Origin of the sequence: Ruania rhizosphaerae (assembly GCF_009805705.1) — a bacterium.
GTDB classification, from domain to species: Bacteria; Actinomycetota; Actinomycetes; order Actinomycetales; family Beutenbergiaceae; genus Ruania; species Ruania rhizosphaerae.
In genome coordinates this window covers 39,462-54,731 of the sequence record NZ_VSMB01000015.1, presented here as the reverse complement: position 1 = coordinate 54,731, position 15,270 = coordinate 39,462, and the positions used below count along the sequence as shown (strand labels likewise).

General features: G+C 69.7%; 12 protein-coding genes and 1 tRNA gene. 3 read left to right on the top strand and 10 right to left on the bottom strand.

Going from position 1 to position 15,270, the window contains the following annotated elements; translation table 11 throughout:
• Positions 1–45 precede the first annotated feature (45 nt).
• On the top strand, positions 46–3,051 hold the full coding sequence (locus FV560_RS17285; RefSeq protein WP_235020195.1) for a UPF0182 family membrane protein: 3,006 nt from the start codon (positions 46–48) through the stop codon (positions 3,049–3,051).
• Between the two features lie 146 nt (positions 3,052–3,197).
• A tRNA-Met gene (locus FV560_RS17280) sits at positions 3,198–3,271 on the top strand.
• A 69-nt stretch (positions 3,272–3,340) separates the two neighbouring features.
• On the opposite strand, the gene FV560_RS17275 is transcribed toward FV560_RS17280, so the two are convergent.
• Genes FV560_RS17275 through FV560_RS17230 form a run of 10 tightly spaced genes read right to left on the bottom strand, consistent with a single transcriptional unit; the run spans position 3,341 to position 11,516 of the window.
• Positions 3,341–4,570: a D-arabinono-1,4-lactone oxidase gene (locus tag FV560_RS17275; RefSeq protein WP_159622818.1), complete on the bottom strand. Its 1,230-nt coding sequence runs from the start codon at positions 4,568–4,570 to the stop codon at positions 3,341–3,343.
• 27 nt (positions 4,571–4,597) lie between these two features.
• Positions 4,598–5,266: a hypothetical protein gene (locus tag FV560_RS17270; protein WP_159622817.1), complete on the bottom strand. Its 669-nt coding sequence runs from the start codon at positions 5,264–5,266 to the stop codon at positions 4,598–4,600.
• Positions 5,263–6,597 carry a DUF58 domain-containing protein gene (locus FV560_RS17265; RefSeq protein ID WP_159622816.1) on the bottom strand — a complete coding sequence of 445 codons (1,335 nt, stop codon included), beginning with the start codon at positions 6,595–6,597 and terminating at the stop codon, positions 5,263–5,265. Before FV560_RS17265 ends, FV560_RS17270 begins: the two co-directional genes overlap by 4 nt.
• A complete protein-coding gene (locus FV560_RS17260; protein ID WP_159622815.1) occupies positions 6,594–7,589 on the bottom strand; it encodes an AAA family ATPase in 996 nt (331 codons plus the stop codon). Before FV560_RS17260 ends, FV560_RS17265 begins: the two co-directional genes overlap by 4 nt.
• Positions 7,586–8,101 carry a hypothetical protein gene (locus FV560_RS17255; RefSeq protein ID WP_159622814.1) on the bottom strand — a complete coding sequence of 172 codons (516 nt, stop codon included), beginning with the start codon at positions 8,099–8,101 and terminating at the stop codon, positions 7,586–7,588. The genes FV560_RS17260 and FV560_RS17255 overlap by 4 nt, the downstream gene beginning before the upstream one ends.
• Positions 8,098–8,922: a DUF4129 domain-containing protein gene (locus tag FV560_RS17250; protein WP_159622813.1), complete on the bottom strand. Its 825-nt coding sequence runs from the start codon at positions 8,920–8,922 to the stop codon at positions 8,098–8,100. The genes FV560_RS17255 and FV560_RS17250 overlap by 4 nt, the downstream gene beginning before the upstream one ends.
• A gap of 6 nt (positions 8,923–8,928) precedes the next feature.
• On the bottom strand, positions 8,929–9,405 hold the full coding sequence (locus tag FV560_RS17245) for a dihydrofolate reductase (RefSeq protein ID WP_159622812.1): 477 nt from the start codon (positions 9,403–9,405) through the stop codon (positions 8,929–8,931).
• Between the two features lie 48 nt (positions 9,406–9,453).
• On the bottom strand, positions 9,454–10,323 hold the full coding sequence (locus tag FV560_RS17240) for a thymidylate synthase (protein ID WP_159622811.1): 870 nt from the start codon (positions 10,321–10,323) through the stop codon (positions 9,454–9,456).
• 13 nt (positions 10,324–10,336) lie between these two features.
• Positions 10,337–11,083, bottom strand: a complete 747-nt coding sequence (locus FV560_RS17235; RefSeq protein ID WP_159622810.1) for a hypothetical protein — start codon at positions 11,081–11,083, stop codon at positions 10,337–10,339.
• A 4-nt stretch (positions 11,084–11,087) separates the two neighbouring features.
• On the bottom strand, positions 11,088–11,516 hold the full coding sequence (locus FV560_RS17230; protein WP_159622809.1) for an OsmC family protein: 429 nt from the start codon (positions 11,514–11,516) through the stop codon (positions 11,088–11,090).
• Between the two features lie 236 nt (positions 11,517–11,752).
• Here FV560_RS17230 and FV560_RS17225 point away from each other — a divergent pair, with 236 nt between their 5' ends.
• Positions 11,753–15,244: a proline dehydrogenase family protein gene (locus FV560_RS17225; RefSeq protein WP_159622808.1), complete on the top strand. Its 3,492-nt coding sequence runs from the start codon at positions 11,753–11,755 to the stop codon at positions 15,242–15,244.
• The last annotated feature ends 26 nt before the right edge of the window (positions 15,245–15,270 follow it).

Sequence of the window (15,270 nt, the reverse complement as noted above, 5' to 3'; positions counted from 1 at the left end):
CACGCCGAGCCGACCGACTCCGACGACGACCACGAGGTGTAGTTCGTGTCATCCGCCGCAAGCCGACCCACAGCCCCTACCGGGGCACGCCGCCGTGGACCGCTCCTGCCCACTCTGCTGGTCATCGCCGGCATCGTGGTGGCATTCCTGATCCTGGCCCGGTTCTGGACCGAATGGCTGTGGTTCGAGCAGCTCGGGTTCAGCCAAGTTATCCGGACCGAGTGGCTGAGCAGGGCAGTACTGTTCGTCATCGCCTTCCTGCTGATGGGCGGCGCGATCTGGATCAACCTGCGCCTGGCGTACCGCAACCGCCCGATGTACGTGCCGACAACGCCGCAGCAGCAGGATCTCGACCGCTATCGCGAAGCGTTTGAGCCACTACGTCGGGTGGTCTTCATCGGTGGACCGATCGTGGCAGGCTTCTTCGCGGGCTCGGCCGCCACGGCGCAGTGGCAGAACGCCCTCCTGGCGTTCAACAGCAACAGCTGGGGGTCGGCTGACCCGCAGCACGGGATCGACCTGTCGTTCTACGTCTTCGTGCTCCCGTTCGTGCGGTTCGTCGTCTCGTTCCTGATGACCACGGCGATCATCACCGCGATCGCGACGGTCTTCACCCACTACCTCTACGGAGCACTGCAGCCTGCGGGGAACGGCGAGCGGATCACCCGTGCGGCGCGGATCCACACGGCGATTCTCGCCGCTGTCATCGTCACGATGATCGCCGCCAACTACTGGCTGGACCGGTACTCGATCCTGTCCAACGAGGGCGATCGGTTCGACGGCGCCTCCTTCACCGACATCAACGCTGTCCTTCCCGCGAAGGCGATCCTCGCCGCCGTGGCGGTGTTCGTCGCGCTGCTGTTCGTGTGGACCGGGGTTCGCGGCAACTGGCGGCTCCCGGCCGTCGGTGTGGCTCTCATGGTGGTCTCCGGGATCCTCGTCGGCGGCGCCTACCCGGCGATCGTGCAGTCGGTGCGGGTCAACCCGAACGCGCAGTCGCTGGAGGCCGAGTACATCCAGCGCAATATCGAAGCAACCTACGATGCCTACGATCTCGACAGTGTCGAGATCGAGCGCTACGAGGCGAACACGGTGGCCGAGGCCGGTGCGCTCCGTGAGGACGCGGACTCCACTGCGAGCATCCGGTTGCTCGACCCGAACATCGTCTCCCCGACGTTCCGGCAGCTGGAGCAGAACCGGCAGTACTACGACTTCCGGGACACCCTCTCGGTGGACCGCTACGACGTCGACGGGCAGAGCACCGACACGGTGATCGCAGCCCGGGAACTCAACCTGGAGGGGTCGCAGGAGCGCACCTGGGTCAACGACCACACCGTCTTCACCCACGGCTTCGGTGTGGTGGCCGCTCAGGGCAACACCATCACCTCCGACGGGCGGCCGGAGTTCATGGAACGCGGGATCCCGAGCACCGGAGTGCTCGGTGACTACGAACCGCGCATCTACTTCAGCCCCAACTCCCCGGATTACTCGATCGTCGGGGCTCCGGAGGGCACCGAACCGTGGGAGCTGGACTACCCCGACGACGCCGCCCCCAACGGGCAGGTCAACACCACCTTCTCCGGTGACGGCGGCCCGTCGATCGGTGGATTCTTCACCAAGCTCCTTTACGCGGCCCGCTTCGGCAGCGGTGACATCCTGTTCTCGGACCGCGTCACCGAGGAGTCGCAGATTCTCTACAACCGGGACCCCATCGAGCGTGTTTCCCGCGTGGCGCCGTTCCTGTCCACCGAGGGGTCGACCTACCCGGCCGTCGTCGATGCCAATGACGATGGGGTGGGTGAGGTCGTGTGGATCGTGGACGCCTACACCACGACCAACGAATACCCGTACTCGGCCCGGCAGGAGCTGGAGTCGGCGATCACCGACTCCCTCACCGAGTCCGATCAGCTCGCGGTCGCAGCACTCCCGGAGTACATCAACTACATCCGTAACTCCGTCAAGGCCGTGGTCAACGCCTATGACGGGTCGGTGACGCTGTACGCGTGGGATCCGCAGGACCCGGTGCTGCAGACGTGGATGGACATCTTCCCCGGCACGATCCGCCCCATGGAGGAGATCAACGGGGACCTGATGAGCCACCTGCGCTATCCGGAGGATCTGTTCAAGGTCCAGCGCGAACTGCTCACCGAATACCACGTGACCGACGCCGCCACGTTCTACACCGGTGGTGACTTCTGGCGGATTCCGGACGACCCGGCGCAGGAGGGAGTACCGCAGCCGCCGTACTACCTCACCTTGGCGATGCCGGAGGAGGAGCAGGCGAACTTCTCACTCACCTCCTCGTTCATCATCGACAGCGATGAGCGGAACGTGCTGACCGGGTTCATGGCGGTCAACGCCGAACCGGGGGATACAGCGGGTGAGGTTGACGAGGACTACGGCACGATCACAGTGCTGGAGTTGCCACGGGACCTCACCGTGCCCGGGCCGGGACAGGTGCAGAACAACTTCGACTCCGACACAGCCGCAGCGAACGAGCTCAACATTCTGGGCCGCGGTGGTTCGAATGTCATCCAGGGCAATCTACTGACGTTGCCCGTCGGGGGCGGTGTGCTGTACGTGCAGCCGGTCTACGTGCAATCCACGGGTGGAACGCAGTTCCCGCTGCTGCGGCGCGTGCTCGTGGCATTCGGTGATGAGATCGGGTTCGCCCAGACCTTGGACGAGGCGCTCGACCAGGTCTTCCAGGGCGACTCCGGAGCGAACGCGGGTGACGCCGAGGTCGATCCGGAGCCTGACGGCACCGATGGCGGCACGGATGACGGGTCCGGTGACGGCACCGATGATGGGTCTGGCGACATCCCGGCCGACGCGCAGCAGCGTCTCAATGCGGCGCTCGCCGAGGCCGGACAGGCGATCGAGGACTCCAACACTGCGCTCGCCAACAGCGACTGGACCGCTTACGGCGAAGCCCAGGATCGGTTGCAGGCCGCGTTGGAGGACGCGATCGCTGCCGAGGCCGAGATCAGTGGCGAGACTCCGGCCGATGCTCCGACGGACGAACCGACCGACGAACCCACGGACGGCTGATCCCCGCTCCGCCGAACGCTGAGTTGCTCGGGGTTCTCGCATGAGATGCCGAGCAACTCAGCGTTCGACGGTGAGGCGGTGTGATCGGGCGTACACCGGCAGGATTTGATCCCCCTGGGTTCGCCCCGTAGAGTGGTGTTCACCGACGCGGGGTGGAGCAGTTCGGTAGCTCGCCGGGCTCATAACCCGGAGGTCGGAGGTTCAAATCCTCCCCCCGCCACTAGAAGACGAAGGGCCCCGATCCACGGATCGGGGCCCTTCGTCGTACTCGCCCGGAGTTGCCCCAGGCTCACCCGCCCAGGACGATGCGCTCCAGGAAGTCGTTGGAGAACTTTCCCTCTGGGTCGTAACGGGCCACCAGTGACCGGAAGTCACCGATGCGCGGATACATGCCGGCGATCCGATCGGGGTCCATGGTGAACCACTTGCCCCAGTGCGGGCGTGCTTCCAGCCCGGCCAGCGCTTCCTCGATCTTGCCGAGCAGCGCCCGGACCTTCTCCGGCTCCGGATGCAGCGTGAAGTGGATCGCCACGGTGTCGCGCCCGTAGGAGCCCGACAGCCACAACTCGTCGGCGGCCACGGTGCGGATCTCACACGTCTGCAACAGTGGCGCGATAATCGGCCCCAGTTCGCGCAACGCCTCGAACGCCGCCACCGCGTGGTGACGCGGCAGCAGGTACTCGGCCTGGATCTCCCGCCCGCTGCTCGGAGTGAACCCCATCTTGAAGTGCGGCAGCCGGTCCTGCCACGGCCCGGGCTCACCGAGCTGCTCGGTGCAGTTCACGGGATCGCGGCCCGCGGGGTGAGCTTTGCGTACGGCCGCCTTGCCCACCGGCAGCCCCACCTCGCCCTCGCGACTCTTCAGCCATACGTTCACCGTCGGTTCGTTCCAGCGGGTGAAGACGCTCACGCTGTAGGCCGCCGAGGTGAGGGGGTCGAACTCGGTGAGTACGTACTCCCACGGCACCTCCTCGACGACGTACTGCGCCACGTCGTAGGTCGGTTCCACGCGCAGGGTCACCGTGGTCAGCACTCCGAGTGCCCCCAGGTGCACCACGGCACCGAGGAAGTCATCGTCGTCCGCGGTCAGGGTCTGCAGCTCACCACCGGCGTCGATGAGCTCGAGCCCGACCACCTCGGCGGCCAGGCTGCCCACGCGGTCGCCGGATCCGTGCGTCCCGGTCCCGATCGCCCCGGCCACGGCGATATGCGGGAGCGAGGCCATCGCACCGAGGGCCCACCCCGCCCGGTGCAACTCGGTGGCGAGGTCGCCATAGCGCGTACCGGCGCTGACCGTGACCGTCCGTTCCTCGGCGTCCACGTGTACGGTGCGGGGCAGCGCTTCCATGCTGATGAGCTCGCCGGGGGAGTCCGGCAAGTCGTGGAAGGAGTGCCGTGACCCCAGGGCCCGGATCTTCGGCGTCTCGGCCACGATCCGGCGCGCCGCGCTCACCGTGTCCGGCTGGTGGATCGGCCCGGCCCGGTAGGTGTAGGAGCCGGCCCAGTTCTCTTCAGTCATCTCACGTCCTCGTCTCAAGTGCGCGCCTCAGTCTTGCAGTCTCGACCACGTCCATGTCTCGTCGATCCGGCTGGTGGATCGCTCGGCCGCGAGGTCGGCGCGTTCGCGGCGGTGCAGCGCCCGTCCGGTCAAGGTGATCACGACCAGGCCCACGCCGATCACGACCAGGCTGGGCCATACCGGGCCGTCGACGTCCACCACCGCCAGCGCGCCGCATACCTGGGCCACGGCCTGGGCTGCGAGCGCCGGCGCCACCCCCGCGCGGAGCGCCGTCAGTTCCACCGCTGCCCTCGGGCCCAGATCGCCGGCGCGCCGGCACAGATGCACCATGAGGTGCAGTCCTGCGAGCACGACGGCGGTGCGTGCGATCTCCGGCGTGCCCAGCATGGTCTCGGCGTCAGCCGGGCGCGTGACCTGGTGCACGGCAACCGCCAGCACACCGATGGCGGGTACGGGCCCGTGCGGTACCACGGCGACCACGACGGCCAGCATCGCGGCGATGACCAGGGTGGCTGCGCCGTCGGCGATCACCACGCCGACCACGGCCAGGGCCGCAGCTGCCAGCACCCGCAACGACCATGCGGGCACGGCGTGACGGGTGCGCACCTGTACCACGGGATCGGGGCGTTGCCGCGGCTCACGGGCCGCTGCGAACCAGTCGAGCACGGCACTGGAGTGAGTGCCATCGCCTGTCATCGACGCCACCTCCTCGGTCGCACGAGCAGCCGCCATGTGGCCGCTATGTCGTGCTTGGTGCCCCGCTCTCGTGCCCAGTGCACCACCTCCACGTCCGCCCGGCGCAGCCGCTCGAGCCGCAGCGTGCGCTCCAGCCGCACCAACCGGAAGGCTGCGAGTGCGTTCGCGTCCAGGGTGCCGGTGCGCAATGGCGGCAGGGTGTCCACGGCGATCACCCGGTGGCCGTGGGCGCGCCACTGCTGGGCCACGCGTGCGGCTTCGTCGTCGAGGAAGGTCGAGAACAGCACCACCAGGGCGCCTGCGGAGACCTGCGGAGCGCGCACCCGGGTGCTGGGAAAGCTCTCCGGTGCGATCCGGGCGAGCCGGCTCGTGATCCGGTCCAGGTGACGGCGTCCCCCGGCTGGTGGAACGGGGCGTCGCCGGAGCCCGAGGTCGTCCAGGCCGACCCGGTCCCCGGCCGCCACCACTGCACGCGCGACCGCCGTGGCCGCCTCGCGGGCCACGTCGAGCGAGATCGCCTCGTCCACGGCCGCTACCCGCCCGCCGCCCCAGGTGGACACATCCGGCCCGACGGCGTCCCGGGAGTCGACCACCAGCATCACCGTTGCGTCGGCCGTGGCGAAGGTGCGCCGGGTGTAGAGGGTGTCCAGCCGTCCGGTACGGGGGTCATACGATCGGCGCGCAGTCACGCGCCAGTCGATCCGCCGCAGCCGGTCGCCGGGCATGAACGGGTGCACGTCGCGCACGTCGTCGCCGTCGCCGCCGCGCCGGGAGGTGTGGGGACCGGTCAGACCTTGGAGCCGCGGCGGCAACGGTAGTCCGGCCAGCTCCCGGGAAGCCGGATAGACGACGACAGGGATCGGGCCGGACTGACGTACGTGCGTGTGCGTGACGGAATCGAAGCCGGACAGCACATGGTCGGTGCGGAACAGGTGGCTGATGCCGGTCCGGGCGGTGGTCACCTCCACGGGGACCTGCCGCGGCCTGTCAGCTGCGAGCAACGCCTCGGTCGAGCGGTGACCGGGGGAGGAGACCCGGACTCGTATCGTCTCGGCTCCGGGCGGGGGCTGGAGTGTGATGGTTCCGGCGACCGTCCCTGCCTCCAGCCGGCCGGTGGCCCGCTCGATCGCCACCCGGCCGGGCGCCGTCGGGCCGGTGAACCAGCCCCAGGCGAAGGTGAGTAGGAACGGTACTCCGATCGCTGCCACGTCCGGCCGGCCGGCGAGCAGACCCAGCACGAGCGCCACCGCGCCCGCTGCCGCGCAAGTCAGCGCGGCCATCCCCGTGGCGAGCCCGGTCTGTGCGGGGCGAGCACCGGACCGCTCGCTCACGCGTGCGCGGACCGGCCGGCGGTCGCAGCCGGGCTGGGTACCCGGTCGAGGAGCTCGTCGACCACATCCGCCCCGGTGGTCGCGGCCGCCCAGGCCGCCGGGGTGAGCGTGAGGCGGTGCGCCAGGGCAGCCACCGCTACCGTCTTGACGTCCTCCGGGGTGACGTACTCGCGCCCGTCCAGCACCGCAAGCGCCCGGGCCACCAGCAGCAACGCCTGCGATCCCCGGGGTGAGGCGCCGACCTCGACCGCCGGGTGTGCACGTGTGGCTGCCGCAAGGTCCACGCAGTAGCGCACCACGTCCGGATCCACATCGACCGCCTCCACCCCTGCCTGCATGGCAAGCACGGTCTCCGGTGTGGTCACCTGGCGTACGCTCGCCCGCTCGCTGCGGCGCACCAGCCGGCGCGTCAGCACCTCGGCCTCCGCCTCGGCCGGCAGGTGCCCGACGGCCAGACGCACCATGAAGCGGTCCAGCTGTGCATCCGGCAGCGGATAGGTGCCCTCGTACTCGACCGGATTGGACGTGGCGAGCACATGGAAGGGAGCCGGCAGGGGGAAGCTGGTGCCCTCGACCGTCACCTGCCGCTCGGCCATCGCCTCCAGCATTGCGGACTGAGTCTTGGGTGCGGTGCGGTTGATCTCGTCCGCGAGGAAGAGACCGGTGAACACCGGTCCCGGGCGGAAGGTGAACTGGGCCTGGCCGGGGTCGTAGGCGTAGGAGCCGGTGATGTCCGCAGGCAGCAGGTCGGGGGTGCACTGCAGGCGGGCGAATTCCAGCCCGAGCGCCTGGGAGAGGCAGCGGGCGGCGAGAGTCTTACCCAAGCCAGGAACGTCCTCGAAGAGCACATGGCCACTGGCGAGGATCGTCGCCAGGGCGGTGCGCAGCGGCCCGGCCATGCCCACGACGGCGGTGCTCACCTCTGCGAGCACGTCTCCGCCCAGCCGGGCCACCTCGGGGACGGAGATCGGGCGGGTCTCGGTCTGGCTCATCGTGTCTCTTTCGGTGTGGGGTGCAGCAACGCTTCGGCCGCGACCATGGCGTTCTCAGCCGCGGTTCGGGCGGGTGGTGGGACCTGCTCGGGAGCGCTCAGCCACTGGGCGATCTCCGGCCCGAAGATGTCCTCGGCGGTGCGGCGACGCTGGTGTTCGGTGAGCTCGAGCACCCCGGCGAGGGTGCGGTGCAGGCGGTCGGCGCCGGTGGTCGACAGGTGCCCTCGTGAGGCCAGCATCCAGGTGAGGCTGGAGACGTCCCGGCGTGCGCCGTCGCGTCGACCGTACGGGAGGACGGGCCAGGGGGAGCGGGCGGCGAAGGGTAACCATCCGGTGAGCAAGGCAACGGCGGCCACGCATGCGCTCAGCAGGAGTGCCCGTGGCAGGTCGACCCCGATGCCCCAGGAGGCGGCGGTGAGCCCAGCGGCCGCCACCAGCCACCACCCACGGCGCCGATAGCGACTCACAGTGCTGGCAGCACGTGTGGCTCGCGTGCCCAGGGCATCACTCATGCGCCGGCTCCCGGGGTCGTTCCCGGTCGGGTGCCTGGGCTCGCCTCGGCGGCGGTTGGCACGGGCCAGCTCTCGGTGATCTGCGTCAGGGCTGCCGCGGCGGCGTGTACCTCGGCTGTGCCCGGGGACCGGGTGGAGAATCGCGCCTGGTGGTACAGACCCAGCAGCGCGGTCACGGCGGCTTCATCGGCACCCGTACGCGCGAGGACGGAGGTCGTGAACTCCGTGGGGGTCTGAGCCGGGCGACGGTGGACGCCCGAGGCCTCCGCTGCCTCCTCCAGGGCGAGCCACGCCGCCACGATCGCATCCCGCGGCGGGCCGGCCTGCTCCAGCTGCGTCACTGCCGCCTGCGCTCCCCGGTGCAGTGCCGGGATGTCGGGCTCGTTCTCGACGGCTCCGGTGCCGGCGAGAGTGGCAGGTGGCTCGGGCTCGGGTGGGTGGGGACGACGCATCCACAACACCCAGCGCAGCAGCAGGGCGAGCAGCACGACGGCGAGTAGTCCCGCTCCCACCCAGAGCAGCCAGCCCAGGTCCGGTGCAGGCAGATCGGTGTCGAGCGGCGGCGGCGTCTCGGTTGCGGTCGCGGTGGGCATCTCAGCGCTGGGAGGAGCCGCCGGCGGCGTGGGCTCGCCCCGGTCGGAGTCGAACCGTGGGGTGAACTGCCACGGGCCGGTGAGCGCTGAGGCCAGGACGGCTGCCGTCAGCAGGGCTCCGACTGCCGCTGTCCGGGCGACGGAGCCCATCGGACGGCGGGCCGGGCGGGCTCGTTCGGCGCTGACGGGCCGAGGGCTGGCGCGGTCGCCCGAAGGAGCAGTGGACACAGGCTGTCAGCGGCGGTAGGTGACGATCCGGAACCGGATCCCGGTGCGGCTGGTCTGCCAAGGGCCGTGCTCGGCCACCCACTGTGCTCCGATCACCGGAGCGTAGGTGTCTCCGTCGACGACCAGGTCGATCTCGGTGACCACGAGCACGTCGGCGGCGTCGATGGCCTGTTCGTACACTTGGCCGCCGCCGCAGATCCAGGCGTCCTCCTGTGCCACCAGGGCGAGTGCTTCGTCGAGTGTTCCGACCACGTCGGCCCCCTCAGCCCGGTACTGCGGGTTGCGGGTGAGCACGATGTTGCGCCGGCCGGGCAGCGGGCGGAACTTCTCCGGCAGCGACTCCCATTGCTTGCGCCCCATCACGACCGCGTCACCGGACGTGGACTCGCGGAAGTGGCGCAGGTCTTCCGGCAGGTGCCATGGCAGGTCGTTGTCCTTGCCGATCACCCGGTCGTGAGCCTGTGCCCAGATCATCCCCAGCATCGGTTCCCCCTCCGGTCGTGCCTGCAGTTCATCGTCACCGCTCCTCGTTCACACAGCCACAGGAGCCTTGATGGCCGGGTGGTGGACGTAGTCGAGCACCTCGACGTCGTCGTAGGTGTAGGAGAACAGGTCCGCGGCGCGGTGCAAGTGCAGCGCCGGGAACGCGTAGGGCGCCCGGGTGAGTTGCTCGCGCACCTGGGCGATGTGGTTGTCGTAGATGTGGCAGTCGCCGCCGGTCCAGACGAACTCGCCCGGCTCCAGATCACTCTGCTGGGCGACCATGTGCGTGAGCAGAGCGTAGGAGGCGATGTTGAACGGCACGCCGAGGAACAGGTCGGCGCTGCGCTGGTACAGCTGGCAGGACAGGCGCCCGTCGGCCACGTAGAACTGGAACAGCGTGTGGCACGGCGCCAGCGCCATCTTGTCCAGTTCCGCCACATTCCAAGCGGAAACGAGAATGCGTCGCGAGTCCGGCTGCTCGCGCAGCTGGCGCAGCACGCCCGCGAGCTGGTCGATGTGCCCGCCGTCGGGGGTGGGCCAGGAACGCCACTGCACTCCGTAGATGGGGCCCAGCTCACCGTCGGCGTCGGCCCATTCGTCCCAGATCTTCACGCCGTGTTCGCGCAGGTAGGCGGTGTTGGACTCCCCGCGCAGGAACCACAGCAGCTCGTGGACCACTGATTTCAGGTGGACCCGTTTGGTGGTGATCAGCGGGAACCCGCGGGAGAGGTCGTACCGTAGCTGGCGCGCGAAGACGGAGCGGGTCCCCGTCCCGGTCCGGTCCGACTTGGGCGTGCCGGCGGCGAGGACGTGCGCGAGCAGGTCCTCGTACTGGGTGTCGGGTGCGTCGTGACTGCCGGGTGTGGCAGATGTGACCGTGGCCTCCGGTGCCTGTGAGGAATCTGGTGTCTGTGGCATGGCAGCTCCTTGGTCAGTCTCCGGCGGGTCGGGGCTGGTCGGACTGCTCGACCAGCCGGGAGGCGTCGCTGAACAGGTCCGGCTGGCCGGAGGCGAGCGCGGGCCCGCCGTGCTCGAGACCCCGGCCGAACTCCACCGGTGCTGGCCCGAAGGCGGCATCCAGTCCTTCGATGAGGCTCTTGCCCATCACGCGGCCGCCGAGGTATCCGATCGCGGCGCCGATCCCGAACGGCAGCAGGCGCCCGAGCATCACCGAACTGCTCTTGGTGACCACGGCCTTGGCCATCCTGCCCCGCAGCGTCTTGTTCACCGTCTTGACCGTGGCGACCGGCAGTCGGGTGAGCAGCACCTGCGCCCAGGTCGCTGTGGACAGGCCGAGCTGGTGCTCGAGCAGTTCGGGCCCGTTCTCACCCAGCAGCGTGGTCAGCAGCAAGGCCCGGCGGCGGGAGACGTCGTCGGTGGCGATCCCGTGCACCTCCGCGACGGCCAGGCACAGGGCGGCCGATGCTGCCATGAACGCTGCCACCTGACCGGCGGTGAGGGTCAACGCGACCCCGGTCCCGACGACGGGGAAGGCTGCCACCGCCCCGACGGCACCGCCCGACGCACTGACAGCCAGCAGGTAGCGGCGCTTGAGTAGCTCGATCAGCTCGGTGGGCGTGGCGTCGCGATGGGTGGCCCGCAGATCGTCGACGTAGCGGCGCACCTGGGAGGACGGGATGGTGGTCGCGGTATCGATCAGGTCGTGGAGGCGGGCCATGGGGTCAGTCCCTTCTGGTCTCGACCAGGCGCACATCGTGCGGAAGGCCAGCGTCCAATGTACGGCCCACGGTGCACGCCTGCTTGGCGGCGCGCGTGATCACCCGGACCAGCGCTTCGGTCTCATTATCGGTCAGGGAATCCGTCTCCAGGAGCACGTCCACCTCGGCCGAGGTGTACCGGTTCTGCTGCTCGTCCTTCTCCGTGCGTACGACGGCGCCGCCGGTGAAGTCCTCGCCGAGGCGCCGCCCGATCGGCAGGTCCGCGCTCATCATCGTGCAGGCAGCGAGAGCCAGCGCCATGAGTTCGCCGGGGTTGAACACCCCCTCGATCTCTCGGGGGCCGATCGCCACCTCGCCGCCGCGGTCGTTCCGGGCGACGTACTGGCGGGTGCCGGTGCGCTCGATGCGAAGTCCTGAGGTGGGAAGTTCCATCGTCTGATCATCGCACTGGTCCGGGCCCCGAGGTTTGTCGATCTGCCGAACCGGACACCGACATCTGAGGAGTCTCTGCTCGTCGGCGGACCTCTGGCCAGGAGTGGGTGGGCGAGGCATCGTTGATCGGTTCCTGCTTGCAGCACACAGCAGCGAGTTCAACAGGGGAAGATGGGTAGGGACGTACATGGCGATTCGGGGAGACGATCAGGGGCGTGGGGACGCAAGATGGATCAATGACCGTGGCCGACCTGACCTCAGCTGTCGATCCCGCCGTGGCGTTAGCCCACCGGTGGGCGGGCGCCACGTCCGCGCGATCGACCTCGGCGGAGAGTCGTACCTCCGCCCGCCTCGCGGGGCTGGTCTCGGACCCGGCGGGTCTCGACCTGGCGGTGCGCTTCGTCGACCGGGTCGCCAGGCCGGACGACCTCACTGTCGCCGCACGAGAACTGGGACGCCTCTCGACCGAGGCAGCCAGCGGATTCCTCTCCGCACCTGACCGGGCGATGCTCGGCCTGGGATCAGCGGTCGCACGTCTTGCCCCGTCGGTCGTCGTGCCGTTGGCTCGCCTGCGTCTGCGCCAGCTTGTGGGCCATCTCGTCGTGGATGCGTCCGACCCCGCGCTCGGTCACCACCTGGCCCAAGCCCGTGCCCATGGGCGGCGCTCGAACGTCAACCTCCTCGGTGAGGCGGTGCTCGGGGAGCAGGAGGCCGCAGCCCGCGCGGCCCGCACCCGTCTGTTGCTGGAGCGGGACGATATCGACTACGTCTCCATCAAGGTCTCCGCCCTCGTCTCCCAGCTCAGCACCTGGGACACCGAGGCCATGGTGCCGCGTGTGGTCGACCGGCTCCGGCCCCTGTACCGCACCGCAGCACGGAAGAGCCCGACGGCGTTCGTCAACCTGGACATGGAGTCCTACCGCGACCTCGATCTCACCGTGAGCGTCTTCGAGGCCATCTGCTCCGAGCCCGAGTTCACCGGTCTGGAGATGGGGCTGGCGCTCCAGGCCTACCTGCCGGACTCCTACTTGGCGATGCAGCGGCTGGTCGACTTCGCACGTCGCCGCCGCGCCGCGGGTGGGGCTCCGATCAAGATCCGCCTGGTCAAGGGGGCGAACCTCGCGATCGAGCGGGTCGGGGCCGAGCTGCACGGGTGGGTGCAGGCGCCCTATGCCACCAAGGCCGAGGTCGACGCGAACTACGTGCGCATGCTCGAGACCTTGCTGCGCCCGGAGGTGGCCGCTGCCGTCCGCACCGGGGTCGCCTCACACAACCTGTTCGACCTCGCCCTGGCGCACCAGCTGGCGACCGAGCGGGGGGTGAGTGACGCCGTCGATGTGGAGATGCTGCACGGGATGGCGCCGGCGCAGGCGAGGGCGGTGGCGCGGGACGTCGGATCTGACCGCCCCTTGATCCTGTACACCCCGGTGGTGGCCCCCCAGGACTTCGACGTCGCGGTCTCCTACCTCGTGCGGCGCTTGGAGGAGAACGCGGCACCGGAGAACTTCATCCATGCGGTCTTCGCACCGCACGCCGGGGACGCGCCGGACCACTCCCCGATGCTCGAACAGGAGGAACGCTTCCGCGCCTCGGTGCAGGATTCCGGCAGTGTCTCGGCAACCCCGCGCCGTAGTCGCGCGCGCCCGCCGGCCGGAGCGTTCTTCGCCAACACCACCGACTCCGACCCGGCACTGCCGGAGGTCCGGTGGGCGGCGCAGGAATGGGTCACCCAGCCAGCCAGGGAACTGACCTCCCCGGAACTCGTCTCGATCGGGGCCGTCGACGAGGTCGTCGAGCGGGGCCGGCTCGCGCAGCCGGGGTGGGCCGGACGGAGCTCGGCCGAACGTGCCGCGGTGCTGCGCACGATCGCCGACGAACTCGAGCGCCGTCGTGGGGAGCTGGTCACTGCCGCCGCACACGAGGGCGGCAAGACCGTCGCCGAGTCGGACCCCGAGGTCTCCGAGGCGATCGACTTCGCCCGCTACTACGCCGACCGTGCCGAAGAGCTCGACGAGATCGCCGACGACGAGGGGCTGAGCTTCACCCCCGACACGCTCGTGCTGATCACCCCGCCATGGAACTTCCCGATCGCGATCCCTGCAGGCGGCGTCCTTGCATCTCTGGCCGCCGGGGCTGCCGTGGTCCTCAAACCGGCACCACCGGTGCCCGGTGTGGCGGAAGTGGTCGTGGAGGCCATCCACGCCGCCTTCGCCGCACACCGGGCCCCGGATGAGCTGGTGCAGATCGTGCGCACCGACGAGGGCGAGATCGGCCGGCATCTGGTGGCCCATCCCGGAGTGGACACGGTCATCCTGACCGGCGCCTACGAGACGGCACGGATGTTCGAACGGTGGCGTCGTGACCGCCCCGCCGGGGCCGGGGTGCTGGCCGAGACCAGCGGGAAGAATGCGCTCGTGGTCACCCCGAGCGCCGACATCGACCTGGCTGTCGCCGATGTGATGCGCTCGGCGTTCGGCCACGCCGGGCAGAAGTGCTCGGCGGCGTCCCTGCTGATCCTCGTCGGGCCGATGGCACGCTCGGAACGGTTCCGCAGGCAGCTGGTGGACGCTGTCGGCTCGCTGCGGGTGGGATGGGCCCAGGACCTCGGGACGGCGATGGGTCCGCTGATCGGCCCGGCCGAGGGGAAGCTGGCGCGAGCTCTGACCACCGTGGAGCCAGGCGAGTCCTGGCTGATCGAACCGCGCCAGCGCGACGATGAGGGCAGGCTGTGGTCACCGGGGATCAAGATCGGGGTCCAGCCCGGATCGCCGTTCCACCTCACTGAGTATTTCGGCCCTGTGCTCGGCATCATGGCTGCCGACTCGCTGGAGCAGGCGATCGAGTGGCAGAACGCGACTGGCTACGGCCTCACCGGAGGCCTGCACAGCCTGGACGAGGACGAGATCCGGCACTGGCTCGCTCATGTGGAGGTGGGCAACGCCTACGTGAACCGCCACATCACCGGGGCGATCGTGCAGCGGCAGCCCTTCGGCGGGTGGAAACGCTCCTCGATCGGCCCGGGTGCGAAGGCCGGTGGCCCGAACTACGTCGCTCAGCTCGGTACCTGGTCCACGGTGCAGCGCCCCGTGGGCGAGGGTGCTGTGGGGCGTCGCGTACGTGCGCAGCTGGAAGCGATCCTGCGGCTGAGCGACGATCCGGCCGAGCAGGAGTGGTTGTGGGTCTCGGCGCTGAGCGATGCGTGGGCGCGAGACCAGGTCTTCCAGCGCGAGACTGACCGGACCGGACTCGCGGCCGAGGCGAACGTGTTCCGGTACCGCCCGGTGCCGATGGTGACGGTGCGGGCGAGCGCATCCGCCGTCCCCGTGGAGGTCGGGCGGATGGCGCTCGCCGCGGCCTGCGCAGGAGTGCCGGTGGATGTCTCGATGCATCCCGATGTCGGGCAGGTGGCCGACGCCCGCCTCGGGCTCGACGCCGTCGGCTGGGGATGGCAGACCGAGACCGACGAAGCGTTCGCGGCGCGCGTCTCGCGTGGGGAGGTCGCCGGGCGCATCCGCGTGATCGGCTATCAGGAGGGCCTCGTGCAGGCTGCCTGCGCCGAGACCGCCGATGCCACGCTGCTCCACGGTGAGGTTCTTGCCTCCGGCCGGCGGGAACTGCTGACGGTGCTGCGGGAGCAGGCCGTCAGCCGCACCATGCACCGTTTCGGGCATGTCGCAGCGCAGACGTCCTCACCGACCGGGACGGCTGCCGGTGTGGATGGTCGCTGACCTCTGGCACGGTTGCGCAGGCATCC

Bases quoted from the DNA above. Each gene is read 5' to 3' on its own strand.
- FV560_RS17260 (WP_159622815.1), bottom strand. From the start codon at position 7,589: ATGAGCCAGACCGAGACCCGCCCGATCTCCGTCCCCGAGGTGGCCCGG.
- FV560_RS17270 (WP_159622817.1), bottom strand. From the start codon at position 5,266: ATGACAGGCGATGGCACTCACTCCAGTGCCGTGCTCGACTGGTTCGCA.
- FV560_RS17230 (WP_159622809.1), bottom strand. From the start codon at position 11,516: ATGGAACTTCCCACCTCAGGACTTCGCATCGAGCGCACCGGCACCCGC.
- FV560_RS17235 (WP_159622810.1), bottom strand. From the start codon at position 11,083: ATGGCCCGCCTCCACGACCTGATCGATACCGCGACCACCATCCCGTCC.
- FV560_RS17240 (WP_159622811.1), bottom strand. From the start codon at position 10,323: ATGCCACAGACACCAGATTCCTCACAGGCACCGGAGGCCACGGTCACA.
- FV560_RS17225 (WP_159622808.1), top strand. From the start codon at position 11,753: ATGACCGTGGCCGACCTGACCTCAGCTGTCGATCCCGCCGTGGCGTTA.
- FV560_RS17255 (WP_159622814.1), bottom strand. From the start codon at position 8,101: ATGAGTGATGCCCTGGGCACGCGAGCCACACGTGCTGCCAGCACTGTG.
- FV560_RS17245 (WP_159622812.1), bottom strand. From the start codon at position 9,405: ATGCTGGGGATGATCTGGGCACAGGCTCACGACCGGGTGATCGGCAAG.
- FV560_RS17275 (WP_159622818.1), bottom strand. From the start codon at position 4,570: ATGACTGAAGAGAACTGGGCCGGCTCCTACACCTACCGGGCCGGGCCG.